This is a genomic window from Tractidigestivibacter sp. (assembly GCF_050946515.1).
Taxonomy (GTDB): Bacteria; Actinomycetota; Coriobacteriia; order Coriobacteriales; family Atopobiaceae; genus Tractidigestivibacter.
In genome coordinates this window covers 49,278-73,021 of sequence record NZ_JBMNUX010000010.1, presented here as the reverse complement: position 1 = coordinate 73,021, position 23,744 = coordinate 49,278, and the positions used below count along the sequence as shown (strand labels likewise).

Genomic DNA, 23,744 nt, shown 5'->3' with positions numbered 1-23,744 from the left:
CCTGTCAATATTAGAAATCGAACGACGTCTGGACGGGAATTGCCCGCCTCAGGCCATCCGCACGTTCCGTCAGGTCGTCCCACGACGTCACGAAGTCGTTGAACATCTGGGCGTCCTCCCCTCGCCCGGTGCGCTCCGCAAGCTGGTAAAGGATGTAGGCGAGCGACTTCGTCCTCGCGGCGCGCGCGTCGTCGAGCTGCGAGGCGACCTTTGCGGCGCCCCCTATCCCGTCCCTAGACTCGAGGGCGGTGAGCTCGGCCATGAGGTCGCTCCAGCACGATGGAGCAAGACGAGCTTGCTGGACGTCAACCTCTTGCCCAGGTCTTACGAGCTTTACCTTGCCCCCGCCCATGCTGAGCACGGCAGCATGCTCGAGGTCCCCGAGCGAGGCGCCCCGTGCGTTGCGGAGGGTCTCCGCTTCGCCGAAAGGCCCCGGACCGAATCCGTACTGCTCGTACCAGGAAAGGCAGAACCGGGTTTCGCGGTCCAGATCCTCCCCCCTCTCTCCCATGAGAGCGTCGAGCTGGTCGTTGATCAGCCCGAGTGCGGTCCTCACGCTCATGGCGCTGCCGTCGGCCTCGACGACCTTTGAGTAGCTCGAGAAGGCGGCCATGCCCGGGCCAATCGATGCCTGCGCGAGGTCAACCGGGGCTATCGACCCGCCCTGCATGTCGGCAAGGCCGGAGCGGAGGCTCTTCCGCAACCCGCGTATAAACTCCGTTCGCGATGCGACAGGGGCCTCGTCCGGCCGTTTGCGGCACACCAGCACGATGGAGGATGCGAGGGCGTTAGAACCGCTAGCGATGGTACGGTTTCCCATCTCCGTCCGAATCGGCCAGGTTCCGGTGATCTGCAGCCCGGCGTCCATAAGCGCCTGGAGCATGGTCTCCCAACCTGAGGAAGTACGGCCCTCGTCTGTGGTTTCTGATTGCTTGTAGGCGTAGTACACGGTCATTGGGTAGTCGTCTGACATGACTTTGGCAAGCCGCTTGAAGGTTTCGCGCATTCCGTTCTCGAAGAAGGCCTTCGCTTCGTCCTTTCCACCCTCGAAGCGATATGGTGTCGCCACTAGCTCTTCTGCCTTGGGGGTCAGTACTGTGCCGAAGGTTTCGGGCCAAATGGACTTTAGGCTCCTGCGCATCCAGATGTAGAAAAAATCCGAAAGGTCAGAATAGTCGATGTTGTCGTAATAGGGCGGATCTGTTGATATAAGGAGATTGGACATGCCCTCAGTCTTCGCAGCATCGCGCTGCACCGCATCGCACTCCGGCCTGGCGGGGAGAGCCTTGATAGCCTCAACGACCTGCCGCATCATGCTGACGAATGAGCCGGAGGACTCTGACAAGGGGTTAACCTCCGCGTAGTCCCAGGCCATAGGAATGGCTTGACGAGAAAAGACGTTGCGGATTAGCTCTCTTGAGCTATGCCAGGTACAAATCGATGAACAGTAGTCAGCCTCCTTGTCCACCATGAGGGCGAGATAGACCGAGACAGCCTCCGCATATGCGTGAGCACCAGCCCCACCAGTAGCAAGTCCACGATGGTCGTCTGGCATTCCCGCGCGGATGGCATCCTCCTCAATCATTGGACGAATCTCGCTGACGAGATCCGATAGGGTGACAAGGGCAGTAAGCTGCCTGTTTGTGAAAAGGTCCACAAACCTGGCCATCCCATAATTAGGGGTCTTAAAGTCCCGGGAATTATGAGTGATGGTCGCCATGGGGACATTTGTTGGCAATGCTACCCCGTCAGCAATTCGAGAGTCATTTGAAGTTGCAGAACGATACAAACGCCCTGATCCAGCTGGGTTTTCGAGAACAATAGCCATCAGATGACGTTTGAGATGATGACTACGGCCTTCCGCCCTTACATAATCTAGTGAGAGTGGGGAGCCGCAAAACAGACATCTGCCGCCCTGTCTTCCGATTGTCCCCTCTTCAACATGTGTAAAGTCTTTCCACCCATCATGGTCGCTATGCACGGTATATCGAATTGAATCGTTATCAATCAGGGGTTCGATATAAGCACGATGACCCTTCTTCTTGGAGAGCCAAAACGAACGTACAAGTGGCGTCTCATGATGGCAGGCAGGGTTGGGGCAGGGCACGGTACGTGCCCAGATATATGCGATGGGAGTCGCCAACTTCTTATCGGAACTGTCGGAAACTCTCACCTTCGGATAATTCTTCCCTATCCGCTCGATGGCAAGATCACGCATCCTATTCGCATAGTACTCGACATCGCTTGCCAAGCCATTTGCCCTCGTCCACGTGCCCCCATATCCCGGGCGCCTCGCCTCGGGGTTTACGGGATCATGTCCGCAGAACCTTGCGGGGATGTCTATCATCGCGCGGTTGAGCGTCACTGGGATGGGGTTCAGGTCCGCGGCGTGGGACACGAGGCCCAACCTCTGTGCCTCCAGCGGCAGCGCCCCTCCACCGGCGAAGGGGTCCAGGAACTCTGGCAGTCTGCCGTTGGGGGCATATTTCAGCATCTCCCTGCGGGCCTCATCGTAGAGACGCGAGTCTTCGATGTTGTCCCAGTCGGCGAGTCGGCGAATGATTCCGAATAGCCGTTCCCGCTCCCTGTCCTGCTCATCCTCGGTCGGGAAGAGCTCCGGATGTCCAGACGGGTCGTCCACCATGCTGGCGAATATTACACAGCGAGCGGCAGCCAACGGGCGCCTCGCCCACCAAAGGTGCAGGGTCGACGGATGCCCCTTTCGGATGGACTTCTCGCGTACCGACTGAGCGTTGATGTCCTCTAGTGGGATGGAGGTCTCTATCAGCTTCTTCTTGTACATTTTCCGTCCTCGATGTCAAAAGTCTCGCAGGTGGTCGCCCGCCCCTCTAGTGCCTTGAGCTTGAACGGGTACGAGTCGAGCGCCGGGTTGTAGTCGTCGCGTATCGCCCCATAGTAGTAGGTGGTGTTCGTCCCCCGCTTAGACGGCTTGGTCACCGCCAAGACGAAGGTGTCCATGTTGCCTGCCGCCTGCCGAACCTCGTTTGCCGAGAGCGTCACTGTGTCGGCGTCCTCGCGGACGCCCTTGCTCTCGATGAATCGCTTGTCCCGCGTACCGTCGGCGTGCTCGACGTCCGACTCGACGTCCCAGCCCAGGTTGAAGCGGGAGACGTCCTTCGGGGAGTTGCGGAGCCACCTCTCGATGGTCATGACGGCGTCCATGCCACGCTCCTCGGACGCCTTGCGCGCCTCGAACGCGTCTTTCGCATCCTGTGCGTTGCTTGTGAAAGCCCTAGAGGGGATGACGATGGCAGCCGATACGAGTTTGAGGGGCTTCGCCCGGACCATGCGTTCGCCCTCCAGCTCCCTCAGGCGGATCTCACGCCTTGCTTTGAGCGATTCGAGCTCGCGCCGCTTGTTGGCCGCGGTGGGTCGGGCTCCCTCGTCACCACCCCTGGCACGCTCCGCCCAGCGTTGCTCGTCGGTGCTCGCGGCCGCGATTGCGTGGTTGAGCCTCAGGCGGACCGCGCACTCAACGCGGTCGACCCTCTCGCTTCTCCTGCGGGATATCTCGCGAATGTCGTGACTGACGGGCCCGTCCATGAGAGCCCTCTCGGCTTTGCTCTCCGCGTCGTCTGCGAGCTCGAGAGGGTCCAGGCGCCCGGTGTCAAGCGCCTCCTTCTCATCCGCTTTCGGGGGCCTGTAGTCGATGTAGGGCGCATTGCCGAACAGGACAGGCTCATGCCCCCTCTCTACCTCCACGTAGTAGAGGCGCCGCTCGCAGACGTTGTCGCAGCCGTCCTTGAGCGTGAGAAGGTAGGTCAGGAGCTCCCGGGGCCCGAGTGTGCGGTTTGCGTCGTCAACGAGGAGCGAGCCCCTCTCGAGGGAGCTGCCATGCTTAGCAAGGGTCTCCTCCACGACTGCGTCGAGAAGAGGGTGCCCCACGCACACCAAGTCGGTCCTGCCGGGATCCTTCACGTCGTCTTTGTCGAAAGCGAGCGACTCGTACCGTTCCGCGAGTGGGCGCCTGGCGCCGGTCGAGGAGCTCACCCTGACGGCAAGCGGCACCTTGCGGATGCGCCAGGTGCCGTCTCGGTTTGAGGCGAGGTGCCCACCGAGGTCTTCGAGCGCCCGGGCGAAGAAGCTTCGGATGTAGTGGGGCTGGAGGCGCATCGCGTTCGCGCGCTCTATGTCCGCACGCACCCTTCGCACGTCCTCGACGTCAAGTGTGTCCGTAGCGAGGACGTCGGTGGCCATGAGCTTCCTGAGCCGCTCGGTGTCGAGCGAGCTGTCGATTACGGTGTCGAGGTAGCGCTGGCGCTCGGGCGTCTCGTCCTCGCGGATCGCCTCGAGAAGAAGGTCCGCGAGGGTCTTGTCGTCATACGTCACCTTGCCGAGCACGTCGAAAACCCTTCCGTGGAGCGTCTCGGACTCCTGCTCCAGCTTGTCGAAGAGCCTCTTCCAGACGTCCCCCTCCCTGGTGTTCACGGCCACCAGGTTGTACATGTAGCACGTATGGCGCTGCCCGATACGGTGGATGCGGCCGAAGCGCTGCTCAATGCGATTCGGGTTCCAGGGCAGATCGTAGTTGATGAGGATATGTGACACCTGTAGGTTGATGCCCTCGCCTGCGGCATCTGTGGCCACGAGGACGCTCACCTCGTCGTTCTGCTTGAAGTCCGCCTCGACTTGACGGCGCTGATCCCGGTTCATGCCGCCCCTGATGGTGCGTAGGCGGTCGGCGGAGCCAAGGTAGCTTGCGAGTCTCCCCTCGAGGTATTCGAGCGTGTCGGCGTACTCGGTGAAGACGATGAGCTTTTCCCGCTTTCCGTTTGCGTCGCGCATCTGCGGACTCTCGAGGAGGCCGAGGAGCTCGCCCCACTTCCGGTCCTCTCCCTTGTGGAGGACGTCGGCGGCCTCGGCCTCCAGAGACCTGAGCTCGGCTATCTCCGCCTCGAGCTCCTCGTATGTCCGCGAGGCGGTCGCGTCGTCCAGCTCGATGGTCTCGTCGTCCTGGGCGTCCTCGATGTCATCGTCGTCCCACTCGTCCCAGAACAGGTCTTCCCGGTCCAAGCCGGAACGTCCTCCCGGAGTGTATGTTCCGTGGTCCCGAACCTCCCTTGCGAGCTCCTCGAGGCGCTTCCGGCGCCTCCCCAGGGAGCGCCAAGCGGCCATTGGGGATGATGCGAGCCTCCTTTGGAGCGAGGTCAGCGCGAACCCAACGGCATTCCGCCGGTCCTGCCTCACGATTCTGTCCGCGCGGTTGAAACCCTCGCGGACGTAGTCAGAGACGTCCTCGTAGAGGACCTGTTCGCCTGGTGACAGCGTATACGCCTGGGTGCTCGCCTTCCGTATTGGAAAGAGCGGCTTGCCGTCGAAGGTGAGGAGCTCCTCCTTCTGGAGGCGGCGCATGAGCCCGTCGGTGTTCCTGACCACTCCCGCCTCGGAGCCACCCTCGAAGCGGTCGCGGTCGAGGAGCTTCATGAACTCCTGGAAGTCCCCCTCTTTGCCGTTGTGGGGGGTGGCTGTCATGAGGAGGAGGTTACGGGTATGGTCTCTCAGCAGCTCCCCGAGGCGGTAACGACGGGTTGCGTCGACCTTCCGCCCGTTCCTGTGCGCTGCCATCTTGTGGGCCTCATCAACGACAACGAGGTCCCATTCGACCTCCGAGAGCATCGACTTCAGACGCTCGTCGCGGGCGAGCTTGTCCATCGAGGCGACCATGAGCGGGATGTCCCTGAAGGGGTTGCCAGATCGGGTGGAGTCGACGACATCGTTCGTTAGCATCCTGAACTCCAGCCCGAACTTCGGTCCAAGCTCGTCCTCCACCCACTGCTGTACCAGCCCGCCCGGGCATACGATCAGGCACCTCTCCACTTCGCCACGGATCATGAGCTCCTTGATCAGGAGGCCAGCCATGATGGTCTTGCCCGCGCCGGGATCGTCTGCGAGGAGAAAGCGCAGGGGCTGCCGCGGGAGCATGTCCTCGTAGACGGCCGTTATCTGGTGCGGGAGCGGCTCGATGAGGGACGTGTGCATCGCAAGTCTGTTGTCGAAGGCGTACGAGAACCGGATACGCATGGCCTCCGAAGCCAACAGAAACGAGGCAGCGTCACCATCGAACTTCCGCTCGCTGCCAAAGGTGATGGGATCGATTCGTGCCATGTCTTGGGCAAGGAGTATGACCGAATCGAAGCTCCCGTCCTGGCGCTGGTAGACGACATTGGTAGTGCTGTCCGAGGAGGTGACCGCGACAATGGCGACCACCTCTCCGGGAAGAATCCCCTTTACGTGCATCCCAGGCTTAATAGAGCTAGCGTCCAAAGCAAACCATTCTATACAAAGCAGGTAAAGAACATTTGCCTATTATTGCAGACAATTGACAATATGGGCATTTATCATCAAGCGAATAGCAGTCCCTAATCCGCAAACCGGAGATGCTCTAACGGAAACGCAAAGTGCGTTCTAAAACATGACCAGCAGATAGACCGTTTTTTCTTCTACGGCAGTCAAGAGGGAACAAGGACGCGCCCCTGCCCCAACTAGGATCAAACCCCTCGCTTCAGCTGCATGGATACTTTGGGGAACGGCGCAGGAACCCATGCCCCGGTCTCGTCAGAGTTTCCCCGAGCTGAAAAACCGGAACGTTCGGCAGCATGGAGAAGGTTTTCATAATGCCGGGGAAGAGCCTAGGCGCCCCGAATGCAGGACACCAATAGGACACCGAAACTAAAAAAGGTCGCCGGCTTTCACCGACGACCTTTGGTTTCGACGGAGGGCGACGGGATGTCCACGAGCCTCGCGAACGTCTCTACGAGCGACCTATCCGCGAGCTCCATCTCCTCCTGGGGGACGGTCGACTCGAGTATCGACGAGGAGGACCTCTCGTCGAGGTCGGTCATGACCGAGGCGAAGTCGCCGAGCGTGAACGCAAGGGAGAGCGCGACGAAGTCCCCGGAGCCCGAAGGAGCCAGGACGTACCCCCGGTCGGGAGTGTCAATCGACGACGCGGAGCACTGCCCGGGCACGTAGTCCATGATGCCGGAGGGGGTGTGCAGGCGAAGGGCACCGCCGACCACGAGGTAGAGGCAGGGGGTCCGGGAACTGGGCATCTCCAGGTCCCTCCCCGAAAAGCGGTGGACCATCAGCGTGGGAACGCCCGACGGCTGGGAGCCGCATGCGGGCCAGAGGGACCTGACCTTCTCCGCCAGCTCGGCAGGCTCCATGGGCACCCCCCAATCGCGACAAGACCCTACGGGGCAAATCTTAATGCCCCATGGGGAATCCAGCCCGCATTTGGAGAAACAGGCAAGCGGACCGTGCCCCTCTCGGTATAAAGCAGACAGCATTGACGGAATCGCAATCGAGCAGAGAGGACCACGTTCAAGATGATTCTGACAGACGAGCTGTGCGACGAGCTATGCGCCGCCGCGAGGGAGAAGAGCGTCGAGCTGGGCGTCGACATCAGCTTTGCCATCAGCGGGCTTCCGAGGGCCTACCGCAGGTACGGCGATGCGCTGGTGCTGAGCGTCACGCTCGTTCCCTGCAAGGCCCACACTGCCGCCATCACCCAATGCGAGACGAAGAACGTAGTGGCAGCAGCGGCGGAGGGAGGCCCGCTCATGGCCATCCAGGCGAACGACCCCCGCATCACGCTCGTGGCGGGAGGCTACCCGCTCTTCTCGGGAGGGAAGATCGTCGGGGGGATCGGCGTCGGCGGGGGAACCGAGGCGCAGGACTGCGCGATAGCCGAGCACGTCGTCGCGGTGTTCAACGAGACCGTGCGGACCTCGGGCGAGTGACGCCAGATTGCGTTCCCGCAATCGCTCTGCAGACAATGCGGCCTCGGCAAACTGAGGGGATGAATGGAGGCCCCGTCATTGGGCAGCTACGCCCAGTGGTGGGGTCATCTCATTTTCCGCATCGCGCCCTAGACGATAACGTGCCTCACCCCCATGGCGAGCGCGAGGCATGCGACGAGGTCTCCTCCTCCACGACCCCAGGCACACCTTCGCGACGCTCGCGGTCGCCAACCACGTGGACGCGATGACGGTGGCCGGGCTCATGGGGCACCGCGACGCGGGCACGACGCCCGACGTCTACGCGATCGCGCTCGAGGAGAGCTAGAGGGCCGCCATGGACGAGATGGACTCCGTCCTCTCGTAACAGCAAGGCCGTGTATAGCTTCAGAAAACTCCTTGGTACCGAAACCCCAGGCAGTCAATGGAACGCTTTCAATGATGTCGGCATCCTCATAGATCCATGATTGGAGCTGGGGAACGATGGCGTGGATTTACGACGGCGACGGGACCCCCGACATGGACGAGCTAGCACTCGCCGAGAAGGGGCATCGCCGCCATTCTGGGGAACCTGGACCTGACCTACGCGTCCGAGGAGCAAGCCGATTCGGCGATGTGCTTTCTCTCGAGGTGCCTTATGGAGCTGGTGGAGGCAACCGAGCCCGCGGGTGTTGCGATGGGTGCTTAGCACGGTCCGCTCGCGCCACGGCGACGGTACCGAAGTCCTTGGGGCTTCTGCTCCCAAGCTCCTGTAATCGGTGTAGAAGTCCTTGGACTCCTACACCGACTGGCGCCCTGGGAGCCTCACGGTTCCCGGAGCGCGACTTCCTCGTCTTCCCTTGCCCAAAACACTAGCACGGGGAACAAGCACCTCTTCCCGTCCCCCGTGCGCAGGAACACCTGACGCGCGGGGGAGCTCGCACATGGGGCGAGTCACTCGAGGATGGCCCTGCCAATACGATGCGGTATTCCGACAACGAGCGCGTTGCCCATGCAGAAGGCCCGCTGCCCGTCGGTCATGCCGGTGTCGGTCCATCCCCTCGGGAAGCCCTGGAGCTGGTCGAGCTCGTCGGGGACGAGGCGGCGCAGCCTGCCGTCCGGCCGTGCGATCACGTGCTTGAACCTGGAGGGCCCCGTGCCGCCCTCCCCCGTGAGGATGGTCCTCGAGGGCCTGTCGGTGGGGTCGGGGAAAGCCATCGCACCCTCGGAGTAGCTGTACTCGAAGCCGGTGGCCTTGTTGACGCGCCTCTCCCTCTTCGCTCCCTTCAGGTACTCCCACCTGGGCACCTGCTCGGGGGGCACGTAGAACTCGGGCGGCACCTCCGAGTCGGGGACGAGCACGTCGCCCAGGGTCGCCCTCGGGCCGCCGTAGCGCTCGGTCACGGCGCATGTGGACGCCACGTTCCCGACCATGACGCCGGCCTCCAGGAAGGGGGACGTCCTCCCGCCGATGTTGAACGACTGGGTCGCCTCGTAGGGGTCGGCGGGTATCTCGACGTGGGAGATTCCCTCTGGCGGCTCCATCGGGAACGCCCTGGCCATGACCCCATCGGTCAGTCGGCCATCAGCGTCCCAGGACGCGCCCCGCTCCGCGTAGATGTACACGCGCTTGCGCCTCTGGGGGAAGCCGTACTCGGCGCTGTTGACCACCCGCCACTCCACCGAGTAGCCGAGCGATGCCAGGCACGACAGGATGATCGCGAAGTCGCGGCCGCGCTGCCTGGCGGGGCTCTTGAGAAGCCTGTCGACGTTCTCGAACATGCAGTAGCGGGCGTTGCCCTCCGACTTCGCGAGCTGGATGCGCAGGAAGCGGTAGATGTCCCACCACAGGACGCCCTTCTTGCCCTCGATGCCGGCGGCCTGGGAGAGCGGCCTGGCCACCGAGTAGTCCTGGCAGGGGAAGCCGCCGACCACCATGTCGACGTCGGGGATCTCGCGCTCCCCCGCCTCGTACTCGTCTAGGACCGCGTCTATGTCCTCGTTGACGACCGAGCCCTCGCCGAAGCGAGCCTCGTAGCAGCGCGCGGCGAACTGGCGCCTGTCGGTGCCCGGCTCCCACTGGTTCGCCCACACCGTCCTGTAGGGACCCGCCGCCGGGAGGTCCCAGCCGCGCGCCTGGTCGCTGTAGCCCTCGAGGCCCAGCCTGAAACCGCCGACGCCCGCGAAGAGCTCGGCCACCCTGATCTCGCCCACGTTTCTCCAATCGCTGCCTGTGGACACTTCCTAGCCGATCATAGTAGCCGATCCGTCAGACAATTATCTCCGTCGCCCATTCGGAACTTTGGGCCGGCCCCGTTTCCCCGCCTTAGTTCTTCCAGATCTTTAGCGCATAATCAGCGAGGACCTCGGCGCGGCGTTGGACCGCATCGGTCGAGAACGTCTTCCCCTCTTCCACGATGACTCGCTCCTGACCGTCGATGACCATCTTGTTCTCGACGATTTGATCAACCAGCTTGAAGGTCCCCCTAGGCGACTCTCCGGTTTTGGCAGGCGTCCTGTAGACCTCGAGCTTCTTCTTGAAATTCTTGTTGCTCGCCTTACTGTTCTCCGCCTTCCTCAGAAGGCAGAGATTTCCTATTCCCTGAATCGTCGATGTCAGGAATTCCTGTCGATACTCCTCGTCGTCCTCACCCGATTCGCCCTTGAACCTGGCAGCCTCCTCCGGATATCCCTCGAACCAGTCCTCCGGGATAAAGTCCTGTGGGATGATGTGCTCGACCGGCAGCGTCTCCCCCGTATTCAGCCTGTCATTCCCATCGTCTTGTCTCCTGAGATAGTTCTCGATTGACGTGAGATAGTACCTCGCCCTGTCCATTTCGCTTGACTTATCCGGATCGAACTCAAGCTCTGAGAACGCCCGGCGGAAAGCCTCGTCCCCAACCGTATGCGTCTTCAGGAGTGATATCGCGCTGTCGACCGTGTCCTCCGAAATTCTTTCGCAGAATTCCCCGAATGCTTTGTCCAGCTCGTTCTCCGGCCTCTCGCAAACCTTGTGCCGTACCAGCATTACCAGCAGCACGTTCGCGATTTGATCGAACTCCCGGCTCTCTATACCGACCGCGTCTGCCGCAGCCATCAATGGGACCAGCGACTGCTTCGGATTGTTGCTTTGAATACCGTTAAGCACCTCGGCGAGATCTTCCCCCGGCTTCCACATCTTTCCGGAGCTCAGTTCGATTGGCTCCTGTCGTACTATCGCGCGGTAGTTGTCCGCCGATGCGAGCAGGTCTCGGAAGGTTCTCCTCACATCCCAGCCCCTATCGAAGTAGGCATGCGCAAACTCCTTGGGCAGGTCCTTTCTCGACACCCTCTCGTGGCGCTTCACAAACAGCAGGACCCCAAAGAATTTGTCCAGGTCGCTTTCACGGCTGGGCTCGTCTCTCCTCTTAGTTTGACCCCGAACCTTTTCCCGCAGATTCTCCCACTCGCTGGAGACGTTGCTCATCGTGAAGGGAGGGTTCTCTGTGCTCCCCTTGCCCATGAGCTGGTTCTTTATACGGTCTGACGAGGTCAGGTCCAGCCCCGTTCCGTTGAGAGACTCGAATACCTGGAACGGGTCCTCTTCCTCGGCGCATACGATTCTCACGAATATCATCCTGCGGGCAATGGCCACGTACAGTCTCTGGTAGAAGCCGAGGAATTCTGCCGCCGATGCCCCAACCCTGTTCGGCTGCGATTCTTTGGTTATCGGGAGGGCGCACTCGCGCAGCTTCCGCACCTCGTTTTCGTAGTAGCGATAGGCTCTTGACGTCCTGCTCCTCTTCCCGATTCCATCCGTCTCGCGGTTCATCGCGCTCTTATATGCCTCATATGACGTGCGCCCAGGGATGACCCTCGGTATGTGGCCTTTCCCCGTCTTTGAGTGGTAGTCCCGATCTTCCCTGACGACGAGGCAGTTCATCATTTCTACCTTTATAACGTCCCAATCTTCGAGGTTCTGCTGGTCGACGTCGGGAAGATTCTTGAACATGTCCTCGTACTTGTACATGTCCGCGCATACGGCCGCGAGCATCAGCGTGATTGACATTAGGCGCTGCTGGCCGTCGACGACGCTATAGACTTTGACCGCACGGTCATTTAACTCATCCGCTTGCCCTGGCTGGGAGGTCTTATCCCGCTTGTAGTTCATCAGCACCAGCGAACCGAGAAAGTGGTTCGTTCCGCTCTCGAAGCAGCCGCAGACGTCCTCCCATAGTCGAGAGTTCTGCTCGGTCTTCCACACGTATGGCCTCTGGTAGAGGGGTATTGAGTAGGCACCATCCCTCATCAGGTGTTCCAGATTCTTCCCCTCAGCCTGGAACGCCGAGCTGTCGTTAGCCATTTCCCATCCGCCTTTCTTCGTCTTCTCTTTCGAAATAGGTTATTTCAGTTTCATCGTCTCGTTCGCCTAATCTCATCGGCAATATATCCCTGGTTCAGCCAGAAGGACTTCTTCACGACCGGCTCCCCGTGCGGCTGCGGCCTCGTGTCGCGGGAGTTCCGCGCGTGCGGCCTGACGTGGCAGCAGCGGTTCTCCGTAACTTTGACCGACACGTCGGCTCGGCCCTCCCGCACGTACTCTCGCATCTGCTCGTAGCAGCGCCGCGCCTCCGGGATGTCGGAGTCGGGCATCTGCCAGAGCATCACGTCGGAGAGTCGGAACTCGCCGTCGCCGACCTCGCGGTAGATGACGAAGAGCCATCTCCGTTGCAGGTAGCCGTAGAAGTCCGAGTCCTCGAACGGGGTCGCCTCGAGGTCGAAGTAGTCGAACGACGGGAACGATATCGCCTCCTTCGGTCGCCCGTTCCTCCGGAGCCGGATGGTCTTGGTCCTGATGCCAGCCTTGGCGAACTCCTCGATCTCGTTCCCGTCGTCGATGCCGAGCACCTTCCTCGTGACCAGGGCGCCGGCGTCCTTCGGGAGGGCCCCTCCAGGCCTCGCGAGCTCGAGCCTCGCGTACAGCTCGCCCTGGGTCAGCCCGAGGTAGGGGCGGAACCTGGCGCGGACGAGCTCGAGCAGGCCGAGCTCCCGCTCCGACTCCGAGCGGCGGATCCTCTGCCGCCTCTCGAGCAGGCCCGTCTCGACGGCGGTCATGTAGGACGCCTTGAGCGCCCAGGCGCGGGGCTTGGCAGGGACGGCGGAGAAGGGCTGGGGGCGCCTGACAGACGAGTCGGCCGCCTTGGTGCAGGCCTCCAGGTAGAGCGTGTCGGAGCCGGAGATGTCCTCCGCGTGGCCCGACCTCACCTTTCCGACGACGGTCTCCCAGTCCAGCCTGAGCTGCGCCATGTCCTCCTCGGGGAGACCCCACCTCTCCGCCAGGATCACCTTGTAGTCGAGCGGGTCCCTCCCCCTCTCCCAGAGGTAGGAGATGAGGAGGATGGAGGACGCCTTGTCCATGAGGTGGCTCGTCTCGAAGGTCTCGCCCACGACCGACATGTAGTCGATCATCGTGATCACGAGCCTCTCCTTCGCGACGAGCCTCCCCCTCGAGTCCCTCCTCATGGGGGTCGTCTTGAGCTCGAGCCCCGCCTCCGGGAAGTCCGGGGCGGAGTCGCTATTGGGCTTGTACTCGAAGTAGTACTCCTCGACCGCGTTGCCGAACGAGCCGCGGCGCCTGTAAGGGTCCTGCAGCTCGGGGGCGTCGGTCTTCTCGCGGAGCGTGTGCCCCACGAGCCGCTGCGCGTACTCGACTATCGATTCGACATTTGCCGGGTCGTACTGCCTCGTCCCAATCGCCTCCCCGAGCGCTGTCTTCTCTTCGCCCGCCAATCGCTTCCACCTTAAAGAACGATACAGCTGCTTTCAATTTGTGTATTCCAGGACTGGCGATAATACGCTACCAGTCTGTCCGTGCTGCTCTTGCTCGGAATCGCTGCAGCACTTGGCGACCGGCCCGACGAACTTGCACCAGCGGGGACGACTGCGGGAGAGCGTCTTCTTAGAGGTCGGACCCCTGCCCAACGCCGAGCGAATCATTTCGACAAGATGGCTCGACGTGACGGTGAAAGGTGGCTTTGCATCCATTCAACTTCTTCGTTGTGAAAGCAAAAGGGCAAAGCAGCAAGTAGTCCATCTTGTGCGCCTACGGCGGCCAAGATGGACAGCGCGGACGCGACGGCCAAGACGGCCACCGGCGCCTCCCCCCCCATCGACCAGACTGTCGTCTGGGTCTCGGGCTCGCGCCCGAGGCCGTCCCGCCCCCGCGTCTCCGTCCCTCTGCGGGGGATCCCCCGCGCCCCTCGGAGGTGACAACCTTGAGCCGTGACCACGCGCTCGAGCGTCCCCTTGGGGTCCGTCACGAGGAGGCTCGAGTTCATCTGCAGGACGTTGGGGATCACGTGGGAGCGCGTCTTGCCGGAACCCGACCCCCTATGACGAGGACGTTGCGGTTCCTCTCGAGCCTGGGGTCGTGGTCCGCCCTGCTCATGGTGAGGGAGACGTTCTGCGTGAGGATGATGTTCCCGCTGGGGTCCGTGCGGTCGGAGAAGGCCCTCACCTCCGCCGGCGTCGCCCAGCGCGCGCTGCCGCGCTCCTCGCCGCTCCTGTAGTTCCCGGAGAGCGATGGCCTCCTCCGGCGTGATGAGCACGGATTCCTGCCCCCCTGGGTCGCTTGCGTCCCCTCGGTCCCTTCCTGCGACCATGCTCCTCCCCTCTCTTCTTCTCTTCTCCTCTGGTCTGTCCTATGAGTCTCTGTCTATCCATAGAGGGGCGGACAGATTGTCCGTCTGCCCTGCCAAAATGTTCGCGCCCTCGGACATCCTGTCCGCCAGGTCGGCTTCGGGGGACAAATTGTCCGCCGGGACGGGCGTCCCACGAGCTCCCTCGACCTCCCCGATCGCCTCCCTGCAGACCTTGAGCGTTCGGTTGCCCCTTGGGCGCCCCCACGGGACCGGGAGACGGGGTCGCAGCCCAAGCTTCCGCAGGCTTATGTGCGTCCCACGGGAGTACAGAAAAATTCAGTAGCTGAAGTCGTTAGCTGCCAGCAGAGTCACGTCTGAATTTCGCTAAGCGTTTTGAAAAGTGGGGTATTCGGCAACGTAGGTGCAGCCTTGCGTATGGACGGAGATGAGTTTGTCGCCCGAGCGTCAAGGACTACGGACCCTTTCCGTTCGCCGACGAGGTCGCATCGGCCGTGGAATCGGACACCAAGGGACCTCAGGGGAAACGGCGGATGCCATTTACAGGACACTAATAGGACACCAAATAGGACACCAAAAGAAAAAGGCCAGAGGCTTAAGCCTCTGACCTGTGGTTTCAAGTGGTCGGGACGACTGGATTTGAACCAGCGACCTCTCGGTCCCGAACCGAGCGCTCTACCAAGCTGAGCCACGTCCCGTTAGCACCGGATACTTTAGCAGAACCGGGCGTCCAAACCAACCGTCAAAACGGCTTTTGCCCACCAACCTTGCTCATTTTTTGCAGAGTCTTCGATTTTTTCAGCAGCCTCCGCGCTCTCGCAGATGGCAAACGAGCAGCTGCCCGACCCCGTGACTTGCCCTGCCACGACTCCGGGCTGCGAAAGGAGCCACTTTTCGCCCATGGCGATGGAGGGCTGCAGGAGCTTGGCCGCGGGAGCAAGGTTGTTGTACAAGCTCGCCGCAACGCCGGCTATGTCGCCCGCGCGGAGTGCTGCGCACATGCGCTCGGGGCTTTCGGGGACATGCGCCGTGCGGTCAAACTCGCCGTAGACCTCTCGCGTGGAGCTTCCGCTTCCTGCGGGCATCACAAGCGCAATCGGCACGCCGACAAGGTCGGGAAAGCGCTCGGCGAAGGTGTCGCCGGCGCCCGTATAGAGGGCCGGGGCGGGATTCAGGCAAAACGGAACGTCGGCCCCGATGCGCTTGGCAATGGCAACGACGCACTGGTCGAGCGGGTCAATTCCCCATCGCTCGGCAAGCGCGCGCAGAATGCAGCCGGCATCGGCAGACGAGCTGCCAAGGCCGCCCATCTCCGGGATGCGCCGTTGGATGTCAATCCGCACGTCTGGGCGAATTCCCAGCTCGTTTGCCAAAAATGTCGCAGCACGCACGGCGGCGCTGTGCGTCATGTTGTCAATCGCAGGATGAAACGCCACAACGAGACTGTCAGCGTCTTCGATTGCGATGGTATTGGCAAGGTCGAGCGGAATCATGACCGAGTCAACGCGGTGGTACCCACGCTCGTCCTTCTGCGGATAGACGCCCAGGTGAAGATTCACCTTACAGGGCGCACTGACCATCTGTCGACGGGACGCGCACATCCCAGGGCCTTTCTATAAGTCTTCCTCTTCGTCCGTGGAAAAATCGAGCAGGCGCTCTCCGGTGTCGGTATCGTAAAGCTCGACCGTGCCAGTAAGGACGTCGACATACTGATACGACTGACGTGTGGTGCGACCGCGACGCTCCTCAATCTCAATCACGAAGAGTGAGGGATGGGCATGCACAAGGGTCCCCGTGCGCTCGATGATGCGCGAGCGCCCCATGTTTGCACGCACCCTCACGCGCTGGCCCTCAAGCGACTTGAGCTCATCGCGAATGCGGTCAACGCGGTTGACGGGCGGGATGTCGTTCTCCATTTATTTCCCCCAAAGCCCAAAAAGGGCAAACTGCTTCCATTTCACAGCAGCCTATGTTACGACCCAAAACCAGTGGCATTTGAAAATTATTAAGGAAAGCACAACAAGTACATTGAATCAAGCACATTTTTCCGAAAGGAACCGCTAGTTTGCTGAAAGGTGAACTCCAAGGCAGCAGACGTGCCCGCGCGCTAGTATGGGAAAAAAGTCGCAATCCCCGGGGAGGGTGCAGATGAACGAGGACAAAGTATCGAGCGTTCTCAAGAACATGGAGAAGGGCGGCATCGACCAGCTGCTCGTCTCAGACCCTATGTCAATTTTTTATCTGAGCGGATACTACACGCAGCCCTACGAGCGCTTCTTTGCGCTGTACCTGAGCACCGACGGTCGCGCGGTGCTCTTTGCAAACAGGCTCTTTCCCGATGCGTCCGGCTTCTGCCCTGACGTGCGCGTGTTTGACGACACCGACGACCCGGTGCCACTGGTGGCGGAGGTCTGCGACGCTGCCAAGCCCTTGGGCGTTGACAAGACGCTCGCCGCTCGCTGGCTTGTGCCTCTCCAGCAGAAGAAGGCCGCCTCGTCCTTCGTGCTTGGGTCGTTCGCCGTCGACGATGCCCGCTCGGTGAAGACCCCGCAGGAGCAGGAGCTCATGCGCCAGGCCTCCCGAACCAACGACAAGGCCATGGAATGGCTCGCGGCCCAGGTGCACGATGGCGTCACGGAGGAAGAGATTGCGGGCGGGCTTCTCGACGTGTACAAGTCGCTCGGCGCGCAGGACCACTCGTTTACCCCCATCGTGAGCTTTGGCGCGAACGCCGCCGACCCGCACCACTCCCCCGACGGCACCGTCCTCAAGCGTGGGGACGTCGTGCTCTTTGACGTGGGCTGCCGCCAGGACGCGTACTGCTCGGACATGACGCGCTCGTTCTTCTTCGGCGAGCCGAGCGAGCACCAGCGCGCCGTCTACGAGTGCGTCCGCCGCGCAAACGAGGCCGCCGAGGCCATCGTGAGGCCCGGCGTCACGTTTGCCGAGATTGACCGCACCGCGCGCAAGATCATCGAGGACGCCGGCTGGGGCCCCTACTTCAACCACCGCCTTGGCCATCAGATTGGCCTTGAGGACCACGAGCCGGGCGACGTCTCGTCCACGCACGACGAGCCGGTAAAGCCGGGTCAGTGCTTCTCCATCGAGCCGGGCATCTATCTGCCGGGCGACGTGGGCGTGCGCATCGAGGACCTGGTGATTGTGACCGAGGATGGCTGCGAGGTGCTCAACTCCTACCCCAAGGAGCTCACAGTCCTGGGCTAGCCACGCGTTGCGCGCCGCAGAAATGCGCGCAAAGAAACGGCGCCGCCCGCGCAACGCGAGCGGCGCCGTTATTGTTATCGGTTGGCTCGAGAGGCTACTCGGCGGCAGGGCACTTTGAGAGCGCGGCCTCGTCGGCCATCACGATGCAGTTCTGGTGCAGCTGCAGGATGGAAGCGGGGCAGCTGGGGGCGATGGGACCGTAGCACATGTCGTAGACGGCCTGAGCCTTCTCGGGACCGGAGGCAAGGATCAGCACCATGCGGGCGTACATGATGGTCTGGACGCCCATGGTGTAGGCCTGGCGCGGGACGTCCTCCTTCTTCTCGAACAGGCGGCTGTTGGCCTCGATGGTGCTCTCGGTGAGGTCGACGCAGTGCGTGCCCTTGGAGAAGTGGTCGTCGGGCTCGTTGAAGCCGATGTGACCGTTGCGACCGATGCCAAGAAGCTGCAGGTCGGGATAGCCGGCCTCGCGCACGATCTGGTCATAGTGCGAGCAGGCGGCCTGGGCGTCGGGGTTTGCGCCGTCGGGCACGTGGGTATTGGCGAGGTCGATGTTGATCTTGTCGAAGAAGTTCACGCGCATGAAGTAGTGGTAGCTCTGCGGGTCGGAGTGCGTAAGGCCGCGGTACTCGTCCAGGTTGTAGGTGGAGACGTGCGAGAAGTCGCAGTCGCCCTTCTGGTTCCACTCCGCGAGCTGGCTGTAGGTGCCGATGGGCGTGGAGCCCGTGGCAAGGCCAAGCACGCTGTCAGGCTTGAGGATCACCTGGGCAGAGATGATGTTTGCCGCCTTGCGGCTCATATCCTTGTAGTCCTTGGTGCGGATGATCTTCATGAGACGCTCCTCTCTCGGCAGCGCCACGCGGGGCATGTCCTGCCGAACGCTCGCGTCCACCAGGGCGAGGACGCGAAGACGCAGAGACAATAACGACCGCGTCGAGGCCCCTGCCCGTCCACGGCGTTCGGCGCAATGCCGACCCTTTCAGCATGCCACAAACTTGCTAGAGTTGCGCAGCAAGATCTTCGAGCGCATGGAAACGATGGGATATACGGTTCTTCTCGTCGGGCGTGAGCTCTGCCATGGTCTTGCCGGGGGTGTCGTTTGGCCAGAAGAGCGGGTCGTAGCCAAAGCCGTTTGTGCCACGGGGCTCATGGCCGATGGAGCCCTCGCAGCGGCCGTTGCCCACAAGCACCGTCCCGTCAGCGCGCACAAGCACGACGGTCGAGTGGAAGTGAGCCGTACGCTTCTCGTCTGGGACGTCCACCATCTTGCGGATGAGCTTGTCGTTGTTGGCCTTGTCGTCGCCATGGGCACCAGCCCAGCGCGCGCTGTAGACGCCAGGCTCGCCGCCAAGGGCGTCAACCACAAGGCCGGAGTCGTCCGCGACGGCCGCAAAGCCCGTCTCGTCAAGCGCGGCGCGTGCTTTTATCAGGGCGTTTGCCTCAAAGGTGTCGCCGTCTTCCTCGGGGTCGGGAAAGTCTCCCAGCTGGCCTATTGCAACAAAGCGCACCCCCGGCATGCGCGGCCCCAAGATGGCCTCGATCTCGGTCACCTTATGAGGGTTTCCCGTGGCCACGACTACGGTGGACGCGGGGTCAAGCTCGCTCATCTGAATCTGTTGCATGTCACTAGCTCCTATTCGCATGTATCTACGCAGAATAGCCCGTCGCCTCGCGCTGGATGGCGACAAGGCGCTCGATTCCCGCCTGACCCAGGTCGAGAAGCTCGTTCAGCTGCTCGCGGTCAAAGGTGTCGTGCTCGCCTGTGCCCTGAACCTCGACGATGCGGCCGTCGGCGGTGCCCACAAGGTTGAGGTCTACGTCTGCGTGGCTGTCCTCGGGATAGTCAAGGTCGAGCAAGGGCCTTCCGCCCACGACGCCCATCGACACGGCAGCCACCTGCCCCGTTATGGGGAGGCGGCTCAGCCTATCGGCTTCGACCCACTTCCAGAGCGCATCGTAGAGCGCCACCCATCCTCCGGTAACCGAGGCGGTGCGCGTGCCGCCGTCGGCCTGGATAACGTCGCAGTCAATGGTCACGGTAAGCTCGCCCAGCCGGCGCATGTCAACGACGGCGCGAAGGCTCCTTCCCACAAGGCGCTCAATCTCCATCGAGCGACCCTTGCGCCCCTTGTACTCTCGTGCCGACCTGCGGTTTGTTGATGCCGGAAGCATCGCGTACTCGGCGGTCACCCATCCCAGGCGCTGCCCCGAGCGCCACTTGGGGACGCCTTCCTCGATGGTTGCCGAGCAAAGCACGTGCGTGTCGCCAAACTCCGCGAAGCAGGAGCCGTCTGCGTTCTTCATCACGCCGCGCGTGAGCTTGACGGGACGCATCTGGTTTGCCGCGCGCCCGAAGCTTCTCTCTGGGTTCTGCTCGCCTGCCATGGGTTCCTCCAAACTAAAAAAGCGGCCGGCCGGGAACTTCCCAGCCGGCCGCGGCTTTGCATGGTGGGCGATGACGGGTTCGAACCGCCGACCTTGTGCGTGTAAGGCACCTGCGCTAGCCACTGCGCCAATCGCCCAGACGTGGAGAGTTTATCACACGACCGCCAAGCGCGGCCGCGCCACGGCGCTGATGCGGGTTTTCTCGCCAGAAGCGTGTGGGATCTTTCCTGTGCCCAGGCGCCACAGGGTCGGCTGCTATACTGAGGCGCATGAATACAACAACCATCGCCTCGCTTGCCCAGCTTTTGGACCAAAAGGGCTTGCTTGCAGGCACTTCCAACGTAACGGCCGAAAACGGCGAAACCGTCGTGTGCGGGGTCGACTGCGACTCGCGAGTCGCGGCGCCCGGGCACCTCTTCGTGTGCAAGGGGGCGGCCTTCAAGCCGGCGTTTTTGCGCTCTGCGCTTGACGCGGGCTGCGTCGCATACCTATGCGACGCGTCGCGGAAAGACGAGCTCGCGGCTGTTGCCGACGGAGCCCCAGCGCTCGTGGCAAAGGACGCGGGCACGCTTCGCCTTGCCATGGCCCATGCCTCGGCAGAGGGCTGGGGCCACCCCGACCAAGACCTCACGGTCATCGGAATCACGGGGACCAAGGGCAAGTCGACGGTCAGCTATATGCTGCGCGCAATCCTCGACGCCGGACGCCCCAAGAGCCGCGCCGCGGTCATCGGGTCCATCGACACCTACGACGGCCTCATCGACGAGGAGAGCCACAATACCACGCCCGAGTCCCCCGACCTCTGGCGGCACCTTGCCAACGCTCGCGAGAGCGGGCTTGCCTACGTGGACATGGAGGTCTCCAGCCAGGCCCTCAAGTACGACCGCGTGCTCGGGCTGGACCTTGCCGTTGCCTGCTTCTTGAACATCGGGCGCGACCACATCTCGCCAGTCGAGCATCCCAACTTCGAGGACTACTTCGAGAGCAAGCTGCGCATCTTTGACCAGGCGCGCGTTGCTGTTGTGAACCTCGACTCCGACGACGTCGAGCAGATCCTTGGGCGCGCCTCTCGCTGCGAGCGCACCGTGACCTTCTCGGCAAGCGGCAAGAAGGCGGACGTGTGGGCCGACGGCATTGCAAGCTCCTATGGGACCGTCTCGTTCACCGCGCATACGCCCAGCTGGGAAGGTCCCGTCAAGATTGGCATGCCCGGCCTTTTCAACGTGGACAACGCGCTTGCCGCCATCGCCATCTGCGAGGTGCTTGGCATCTCGAGCGAGCAAATCGTCCCCGCGCTGGCCGCAGCGCGCGTCCCCGGTCGCATGGAGCTTCTCGAGAGCCCCGACCCCAAGGTCACCGCCATCGTGGACTACGCGCACAACAAGCTGTCCTACCAGCGCTTCTTCCCCTCAATCAAGCAGGAGTTCCCCGGCTGCCGCATCATCGCCGTCTTTGGCGCGCCCGGGGGAAAGGCCTACGAGCGCCGCACAGAGCTTCCCGAGGTGGCGTCGCAATACGCTGACCACATCATCTATACCGAGGAAGACCCGGCAAACGACCCCGTTGAGGAAATCTGCCAGCAGATGGCCGACGCGACGCCCAAGGGCACCAGCTTTGAGGTGATCCTAGACCGCGAGAAGGCCATACGTCGCGCCGTGGAGCTTGGCTTTACCGGTGAAGGACCCGCGGTGCTCTGCCTTCTTGCCAAGGGCGACGAGACCCGCCAGCACGAGGGCAACGCCTTTGTCCCCTGCCGCACCGATGGAGAGATCTTCCAGGAGGCTGCCAACGCCTGGCATGAGGGCCATCCGCTTTCGTAGCTCCCCCACACCATCCGCCGGGCAGTGCCGCGCATACATGAAAGCGGGTCGAGAGGCTTATGTGCTCTCGACCCGCTCTTTTCATGCTTATAAGAGGCGCAAATCGCCTACGAAAGGCGCTCGACGCCATCGCGCGTGACTCGCGCGTATATGAGCGGCTCCGGATCGGGGCGCTCGTCTCCCAGCTCGACCGCGTCGCGAAGGATTTTCTCTGCGTCGTCCAGGCGCGACTCCTCAGCCGAGTAGAGCGTGGCGAGAAGGTCGCCCTCAATAAACTCGTCGCCCGTCTTGCGCTCCAGCACGATACCCGCAAGCGGATCGATGGAGTCTTCCTTGCGCTCGCGACCGGCGCCGAGCACGGCGGAGGCGATACCCACGCGCTCGGTGTCCATGCGACGCACCCAGCCCGAGCTTGTCGCACGTACTTCTCGCACGCAGGAGTCCGTGCCGAAGAGCTTGGGGTCGCGCACGTAGCGGGCGTCTCCGCCCTGAGCCGCAACCATCTCGGCGAACTTGTCGAGCCCCTTGCCATTCGCAATCTGCTCGCGCGCCGCGGAGCGGCAGGCGCTGACGTCGCCCACGCCAGCAAGCTCGAGCATGCCTGCGGCAAGCTCCACGCACACATCGGTCAGGTCATCCGGGCCCTCGCCCTGAAGCGTGCGAACGGCCTCCTGAACCTCGAGCGCATTGCCAATGCAGTGACCGAGCGGCCTGTCCATGTTGGTGATGAGCGCGGCGGTCGTGCGGCCAACGTTCTCGCCAATCCTCACCATCACTTGCGCGAGCGCGACGGCGTCTTTGGGGGTCTTCATGAACGCGCCGCTGCCGCACTTCACGTCGAGCAGGATCTTGTCAGAGCCCGCGGCAATCTTCTTGCTCATGATGCTCGAGGCAATCAGCGGCAGGGAGTCGACCGTCGCCGTCACGTCGCGAAGGGCGTAGAGCTTCTTGTCGGCAGGCACGAGGTTGCCAGTCTGACCAGCCACGGCGCAGCCCACCGTGCTCACGATGTCAAAGAAGCGCGACTCGTCGATGGCGGTCTGGAAGCCGGGGATGGACTCGAGCTTGTCGAGCGTGCCGCCCGTGTGCCCCAGGCCACGCCCGCTCATCTTGGCAACGCGGACGCCCAGAGATGCAACGATGGGGGCAACGATCAGCGTGGTCTTGTCCCCTACGCCACCTGTGGAGTGCTTGTCCACCTTGACGCCGGGGATAGAGGAGAGGTCTACCATGTCGCCAGAGTGCGCCATGTCGAGCGTCAGGCGCGCGGTCTCGCGCTCGCTCATGCCGCGATAGTAGATGGCCATACAGAACGCGGCGGCCTGGTAGTCGGGAATGCTCCCCTCCACATAGCCCTTCACGAAGAAGTCAATCTCCTCGTCGGTGAGCTCGCGGCCATCGCGCTTGGCCTCGATGATGTCGTACATCCTCATGCGGCACCACCGTCTTTGGCCGCAGGAGCGGGGTGGCCGAGGTCCTCGGGACCGAAGCCCTCCGGCAAGAGCTCGCGCAGCAGCAGAGAGCGGCGCTCGTCGGTGGAGCGCGCAAGCACGATGCGGAAGCTGTCCGGATCGCAGAACTCGCGCATCACCTGGCGGCAGACGCCGCAAGGGGCGCACCAATCGCTGATGGGCTTGCCCTCAGGACCGCCCACCACGGCGATCGTGCTGAAGCTGCGCTCGCCATCATAGATGGCCTTGAAGAAGGCCGTGCGCTCTGCGCAGTTGGATGGCGTATAGGCAGCATTCTCGATGTTGCACCCCTGATACACGCTTCCGTCAGCAGTGAGCAGGGCTGCCCCGACAGCAAAGTGCGAGTAGGGCACGTAGGCATGCTCGCGTGCCTCGATTGCGAGCTCGACGAGACGCTCGTCAGATATTTCCATATATGATGTCTTTCCTCCAAACGAGCCGGGCGCCTAGGCGCCCGGCCAGGTC

19 protein-coding genes and 2 tRNA genes are annotated in these 23,744 nt (G+C 62.4%); 5 read left to right on the top strand and 16 right to left on the bottom strand.

What is annotated here, in order from left to right:
- Window positions 1–10: 10 nt before the first annotated feature.
- The 3 genes from ACOYJL_RS07390 to ACOYJL_RS07380 all read right to left on the bottom strand — a co-directional run bounded on the left by ACOYJL_RS07390 (window position 11) and on the right by ACOYJL_RS07380 (window position 7,106).
- Entirely contained in the window at window positions 11–2,803 is a 2,793-nt protein-coding gene (locus ACOYJL_RS07390) for a DUF1156 domain-containing protein (RefSeq protein ID WP_433569572.1), read from the bottom strand.
- Window positions 2,785–6,285, bottom strand: a complete 3,501-nt coding sequence (locus ACOYJL_RS07385) for a helicase-related protein (protein WP_433569571.1) — start codon at window positions 6,283–6,285, stop codon at window positions 2,785–2,787. Before ACOYJL_RS07385 ends, ACOYJL_RS07390 begins: the two co-directional genes overlap by 19 nt.
- A 425-nt stretch (window positions 6,286–6,710) precedes the next feature.
- Complete coding sequence (locus ACOYJL_RS07380) at window positions 6,711–7,106, bottom strand: AraC family transcriptional regulator N-terminal domain-containing protein (RefSeq protein ID WP_433569588.1); 396 nt, start codon at window positions 7,104–7,106, stop codon at window positions 6,711–6,713.
- 243 nt (window positions 7,107–7,349) lie between these two features.
- Here ACOYJL_RS07380 and ACOYJL_RS07375 point away from each other — a divergent pair, with 243 nt between their 5' ends.
- Together ACOYJL_RS07375 and ACOYJL_RS07370 are read left to right on the top strand one after the other, a co-directional pair.
- Window positions 7,350–7,763 carry a GlcG/HbpS family heme-binding protein gene (locus ACOYJL_RS07375; RefSeq protein WP_433569570.1) on the top strand — a complete coding sequence of 138 codons (414 nt, stop codon included), beginning with the start codon at window positions 7,350–7,352 and terminating at the stop codon, window positions 7,761–7,763.
- Between the two features lie 169 nt (window positions 7,764–7,932).
- Window positions 7,933–8,088, top strand: coding sequence for a hypothetical protein (locus tag ACOYJL_RS07370; RefSeq protein ID WP_433569569.1), 156 nt, complete (start codon window positions 7,933–7,935; stop codon window positions 8,086–8,088).
- Window positions 8,089–8,693: 605 nt separating this feature from the next.
- Here the strand turns inward: ACOYJL_RS07370 and dcm are convergent.
- The 4 genes from dcm to ACOYJL_RS07350 all read right to left on the bottom strand — a co-directional run bounded on the left by dcm (window position 8,694) and on the right by ACOYJL_RS07350 (window position 14,077).
- Window positions 8,694–9,953, bottom strand: coding sequence for a DNA (cytosine-5-)-methyltransferase (dcm, locus tag ACOYJL_RS07365; RefSeq protein ID WP_433569568.1), 1,260 nt, complete (start codon window positions 9,951–9,953; stop codon window positions 8,694–8,696).
- Window positions 9,954–10,065: 112 nt separating this feature from the next.
- The gene (locus ACOYJL_RS07360; RefSeq protein WP_433569567.1) at window positions 10,066–12,081 is read right to left on the bottom strand and encodes a DUF262 domain-containing protein; all 2,016 of its coding nucleotides are present in this window, start codon (window positions 12,079–12,081) and stop codon (window positions 10,066–10,068) included.
- Window positions 12,082–12,131: 50 nt separating this feature from the next.
- The gene (locus tag ACOYJL_RS07355) at window positions 12,132–13,508 is read right to left on the bottom strand and encodes a Sau3AI family type II restriction endonuclease (protein WP_433569566.1); all 1,377 of its coding nucleotides are present in this window, start codon (window positions 13,506–13,508) and stop codon (window positions 12,132–12,134) included.
- A 203-nt stretch (window positions 13,509–13,711) separates the two neighbouring features.
- A complete protein-coding gene (locus tag ACOYJL_RS07350; RefSeq protein ID WP_433569565.1) occupies window positions 13,712–14,077 on the bottom strand; it encodes a hypothetical protein in 366 nt (121 codons plus the stop codon).
- Here ACOYJL_RS07350 and ACOYJL_RS07345 point away from each other — a divergent pair.
- Entirely contained in the window at window positions 13,994–14,287 is a 294-nt protein-coding gene (locus ACOYJL_RS07345; RefSeq protein WP_433569589.1) for a hypothetical protein, read from the top strand. The genes ACOYJL_RS07350 and ACOYJL_RS07345 overlap by 84 nt on opposite strands.
- Window positions 14,288–14,998: 711 nt before the next feature.
- Here the strand turns inward: ACOYJL_RS07345 and ACOYJL_RS07340 are convergent.
- The 3 genes from ACOYJL_RS07340 to ACOYJL_RS07330 all read right to left on the bottom strand — a co-directional run bounded on the left by ACOYJL_RS07340 (window position 14,999) and on the right by ACOYJL_RS07330 (window position 16,293).
- A tRNA-Pro gene (locus tag ACOYJL_RS07340) sits at window positions 14,999–15,075 on the bottom strand.
- A gap of 15 nt (window positions 15,076–15,090) precedes the next feature.
- Complete coding sequence (locus ACOYJL_RS07335) at window positions 15,091–15,936, bottom strand: 4-(cytidine 5'-diphospho)-2-C-methyl-D-erythritol kinase (protein WP_433569564.1); 846 nt, start codon at window positions 15,934–15,936, stop codon at window positions 15,091–15,093.
- Window positions 15,937–15,990: 54 nt separating this feature from the next.
- Window positions 15,991–16,293: a Veg family protein gene (locus tag ACOYJL_RS07330; RefSeq protein WP_433569563.1), complete on the bottom strand. Its 303-nt coding sequence runs from the start codon at window positions 16,291–16,293 to the stop codon at window positions 15,991–15,993.
- Window positions 16,294–16,525: 232 nt separating this feature from the next.
- Between ACOYJL_RS07330 and ACOYJL_RS07325 the strand changes: the two genes are divergently transcribed.
- A complete protein-coding gene (locus ACOYJL_RS07325; RefSeq protein ID WP_433569562.1) occupies window positions 16,526–17,602 on the top strand; it encodes a M24 family metallopeptidase in 1,077 nt (358 codons plus the stop codon).
- A 94-nt stretch (window positions 17,603–17,696) separates the two neighbouring features.
- Here the strand turns inward: ACOYJL_RS07325 and nagB are convergent, their stop codons facing one another.
- The 4 genes from nagB to ACOYJL_RS07305 all read right to left on the bottom strand — a co-directional run bounded on the left by nagB (window position 17,697) and on the right by ACOYJL_RS07305 (window position 20,124).
- Window positions 17,697–18,434, bottom strand: a complete 738-nt coding sequence (nagB, locus tag ACOYJL_RS07320; RefSeq protein ID WP_433569561.1) for a glucosamine-6-phosphate deaminase — start codon at window positions 18,432–18,434, stop codon at window positions 17,697–17,699.
- 166 nt (window positions 18,435–18,600) lie between these two features.
- On the bottom strand, window positions 18,601–19,224 hold the full coding sequence (gene rdgB / locus ACOYJL_RS07315) for an RdgB/HAM1 family non-canonical purine NTP pyrophosphatase (RefSeq protein WP_433569560.1): 624 nt from the start codon (window positions 19,222–19,224) through the stop codon (window positions 18,601–18,603).
- A gap of 25 nt (window positions 19,225–19,249) precedes the next feature.
- The gene (rph, locus tag ACOYJL_RS07310) at window positions 19,250–19,987 is read right to left on the bottom strand and encodes a ribonuclease PH (RefSeq protein ID WP_433569559.1); all 738 of its coding nucleotides are present in this window, start codon (window positions 19,985–19,987) and stop codon (window positions 19,250–19,252) included.
- Window positions 19,988–20,048: 61 nt separating this feature from the next.
- A tRNA-Val gene (locus ACOYJL_RS07305) sits at window positions 20,049–20,124 on the bottom strand.
- Between the two features lie 132 nt (window positions 20,125–20,256).
- Between ACOYJL_RS07305 and ACOYJL_RS07300 the strand changes: the two genes are divergently transcribed.
- Window positions 20,257–21,807 (top strand): Mur ligase family protein, encoded by a 1,551-nt coding sequence (locus ACOYJL_RS07300; RefSeq protein WP_433569558.1) that lies wholly within the window; start codon window positions 20,257–20,259, stop codon window positions 21,805–21,807.
- A gap of 107 nt (window positions 21,808–21,914) precedes the next feature.
- Here the strand turns inward: ACOYJL_RS07300 and ACOYJL_RS07295 are convergent, their stop codons facing one another.
- Window positions 21,915–23,240, bottom strand: a complete 1,326-nt coding sequence (locus ACOYJL_RS07295; protein ID WP_433569557.1) for a pyrimidine-nucleoside phosphorylase — start codon at window positions 23,238–23,240, stop codon at window positions 21,915–21,917.
- On the bottom strand, window positions 23,237–23,686 hold the full coding sequence (locus tag ACOYJL_RS07290) for a cytidine deaminase (protein WP_433569587.1): 450 nt from the start codon (window positions 23,684–23,686) through the stop codon (window positions 23,237–23,239). The genes ACOYJL_RS07295 and ACOYJL_RS07290 overlap by 4 nt, the downstream gene beginning before the upstream one ends.
- Window positions 23,687–23,744: the final 58 nt, after the last annotated feature.

Coding starts and splice junctions, on each gene's coding strand:
- ACOYJL_RS07330 (WP_433569563.1), bottom strand. CDS start 16,293: ATGGAGAACGACATCCCGCCCGTCAACCGCGTTGACCGCATTCGCGAT.
- ACOYJL_RS07360 (WP_433569567.1), bottom strand. CDS start 12,081: ATGGCTAACGACAGCTCGGCGTTCCAGGCTGAGGGGAAGAATCTGGAA.
- ACOYJL_RS07295 (WP_433569557.1), bottom strand. CDS start 23,240: ATGAGGATGTACGACATCATCGAGGCCAAGCGCGATGGCCGCGAGCTC.
- ACOYJL_RS07325 (WP_433569562.1), top strand. CDS start 16,526: ATGAACGAGGACAAAGTATCGAGCGTTCTCAAGAACATGGAGAAGGGC.
- ACOYJL_RS07375 (WP_433569570.1), top strand. CDS start 7,350: ATGATTCTGACAGACGAGCTGTGCGACGAGCTATGCGCCGCCGCGAGG.
- ACOYJL_RS07390 (WP_433569572.1), bottom strand. CDS start 2,803: ATGTACAAGAAGAAGCTGATAGAGACCTCCATCCCACTAGAGGACATC.
- rdgB (WP_433569560.1), bottom strand. CDS start 19,224: ATGCAACAGATTCAGATGAGCGAGCTTGACCCCGCGTCCACCGTAGTC.
- ACOYJL_RS07370 (WP_433569569.1), top strand. CDS start 7,933: ATGCGACGAGGTCTCCTCCTCCACGACCCCAGGCACACCTTCGCGACG.
- ACOYJL_RS07300 (WP_433569558.1), top strand. CDS start 20,257: ATGAATACAACAACCATCGCCTCGCTTGCCCAGCTTTTGGACCAAAAG.
- ACOYJL_RS07380 (WP_433569588.1), bottom strand. CDS start 7,106: ATGGTCCACCGCTTTTCGGGGAGGGACCTGGAGATGCCCAGTTCCCGG.
- nagB (WP_433569561.1), bottom strand. CDS start 18,434: ATGAAGATCATCCGCACCAAGGACTACAAGGATATGAGCCGCAAGGCG.
- rph (WP_433569559.1), bottom strand. CDS start 19,987: ATGGCAGGCGAGCAGAACCCAGAGAGAAGCTTCGGGCGCGCGGCAAAC.